Raw genomic sequence first — 2306 nt, 5'->3', positions numbered from 1 at the left:
CGACCGGCCCGGAGACGACTGCGGCCCGCGGCTGCCTGCCGCCGCACTCCGCCCCGCACCTCTGCCCCACCCCGGCCTGAGCCCCGCCCCGGCCCTCCGGCGACGCCGCCGCCGCGCCGGCCGGGGGCCCGGAAGGGGCGGTCCAGTCACGCCGGAAGCGCACGCACCAGCACCAACGAGCCTTCGTAGAAGGGCTGTCGGCGCAGTTCCCCGTACCTCTCGTCCCACTCCCCCGATTCGACGGACACGCGCAGCGCGTCCGCGTACCGCTCACGGGTCGCGGCGTCGACGAAGCTCCAGGCCGAATTCGCCTGCCGGGCGCCCGGGTCGAGGAGCCGCTCGGGACGCCCGTAGTACGCCTCGTTGAAACCGTCGACGCACTCCAGCGGGATCGGGACGGCGGCGACCTCGACGCGCCCGCCGAGCGCCCCGGCGATGGCGTCCGTAGCCGGATATCGGCGCGCCTCGGCGTCGAGCACGAGCGGAGCGTACGCGTAGAGCCAGAAGTCGCGCACGAGCGCGGGGTCCGAGGTCAGGACGAGCACCGGCCCGCGCGTCACGCGGCGCATCTCGCGCAGCCCGGCGGCCGGGTCGGCCCACTGGTGCACGCTGAACGTGGTCATGGCGGCGTCGAACGTGCCGTCCTCGAAGGGGAGATGCTCGGCCACCGCGTCGACGGCGGCGGGCAGGTGCGCCGGGCGCTGCGCCCGCATGACGGCCGACGGCTCGACGGGCGTCACCTCGCGGTCCCCCGTCTCGTACGAGCCGGCCCCGGCGCCGACGTTCACCACAGTGCGCGCGCCACCCAGCGCGTCGGAGATGAACCGGCCTATGTACGGCTCGGGTTGCCGGTAGGAGGTGTAGCCCACGCCGATCGTGCCGTAGTCCGCGTCCCCCGCGCTGCCGTCCGCCATTCTTTTGTTCATGTTCGGAACATACTCGCGCCGCAGCCGCCCCCGCAAGCACCAAGAAGGCGTGCCGGTCACCCCTGGCGCCGGAAGGGGCGCGTCGGCCGTCGGGGGACCGGGAGACGGCCCCCCGGACGCCCCGGACGCCCCGGACGCCCCGGACGCCCCGGACGCCCCGGGACCCGGGCTTCTCCGGCACCGCCATCAAACCCGGCACTCCAGCCGCCCCGCCGAACCGCCGCCCCGCCGACCAACCGCCGGACCCCGGAGCCGGGTTGGACAGCCGCCCCCACCGACCGGCGGGAACGCCCCCTCCACCCGCGACCTCGCGCGGCGCACCCGCACCTGTGGCACACTCACGTGCTACGGCAGCGGCCCGGGCGGACACCTCGTACCGGCGCGCCGCGTGCCGCAGCCGTACTCGAATCACCACCGGAGCGACAATGGGTGCGAAACCGCGGGTCGACACGAGCAGGCCGCATCCGGCACGCGTGTACGACTACCTGCTGGGCGGCAAGGACCACTACGAGGTGGACCGCGAACTCGGCGAGAGGATCCCGGAGTTCATGCGGCTGGCGGCCCACGAGAACCGGGCGTTCATGCGCCGCGCCACGACGTGGACGGCGAACAACGGCGTCACCCAGTTCCTCGACATCGGCACCGGCATCCCCACCGCCCCCAACCTGCACCAGGTGGCCCAGGGCGTGCACCCGGCGGCGAGGGTGGTGTACGCGGACAACGACCCGATCATCATGCGCCACGCCGAGGCGCTGCTGGTCGGCACGCCCGAGGGCGCCACCGAGTACATCGAGGCGGACATCCGCGAGCCCCAGGTCATCATCGAACAGGCCCGCGAACACCTGGACTTCGAGCAGCCGATCACCCTCTCCCTGATCGCGATCATGCATTTCATCGTGGACGCCCACGACCCGTACGGCGTCGTGCGCGCCCTCGTGGACGCACTGCCGAGAGGCAGCTACCTCGCGCTGACACACGTGTGCCTGGACGGCTTCGCGGAGGAGGGCGAGAAGCTCAACAAGACGTACACCAGCGCCATCGAGGCGCAGAGCCGCTCGCGCACGGAGATCGAGCGCTTCTTCGACGGCCTGGAGCAGGTCGAACCGGGTCTGGTGGCAACGCCGTTGTGGCGCAAGGACGCCCCGGTCCAGCCGGGCGCGGAGCACCACCCCAACTACGCGGGCGTCGCCGTCAAGCGCTGATCGGCCAAGGCCGCCACGGCGGCCGTCCGCGCGACCGTCCACTCCTCCGTACGTCCCGACCCACGCCCCGGGCGGCGCACGGCGGGTGCTCCGGCCGCGGGGGCCGAAGTCCCGCGACACGCCCGCGCGGCGAGCGCGTTCAGGCGGCCGCCCGGCCGTCGCCCGTCAGCCGGGCCCG

Annotated in this window: 2 protein-coding genes; one reads left to right on the top strand and one right to left on the bottom strand. The window is 73.9% G+C overall.

The window, feature by feature from the left end; translation table 11 throughout:
* Positions 1-146: 146 nt before the first annotated feature.
* Positions 147-926: a class I SAM-dependent methyltransferase gene (locus L1885_RS27335; RefSeq protein ID WP_235799831.1), complete on the bottom strand. Its 780-nt coding sequence runs from the start codon at positions 924-926 to the stop codon at positions 147-149.
* A gap of 425 nt (positions 927-1351) precedes the next feature.
* Here L1885_RS27335 and L1885_RS27330 point away from each other — a divergent pair, with 425 nt between their 5' ends.
* Positions 1352-2128 carry an SAM-dependent methyltransferase gene (locus L1885_RS27330; RefSeq protein ID WP_235799830.1) on the top strand — a complete coding sequence of 259 codons (777 nt, stop codon included), beginning with the start codon at positions 1352-1354 and terminating at the stop codon, positions 2126-2128.
* Positions 2129-2306 lie beyond the last annotated feature (178 nt).

Source organism: Streptomyces fuscigenes, assembly GCF_021556455.1.
Taxonomy (GTDB): Bacteria; Actinomycetota; Actinomycetes; order Streptomycetales; family Streptomycetaceae; genus Streptomyces; species Streptomyces fuscigenes.
Note: the sequence above shows the minus strand (reverse complement) of the source record. Positions and strands in the feature narration are given on the sequence as shown.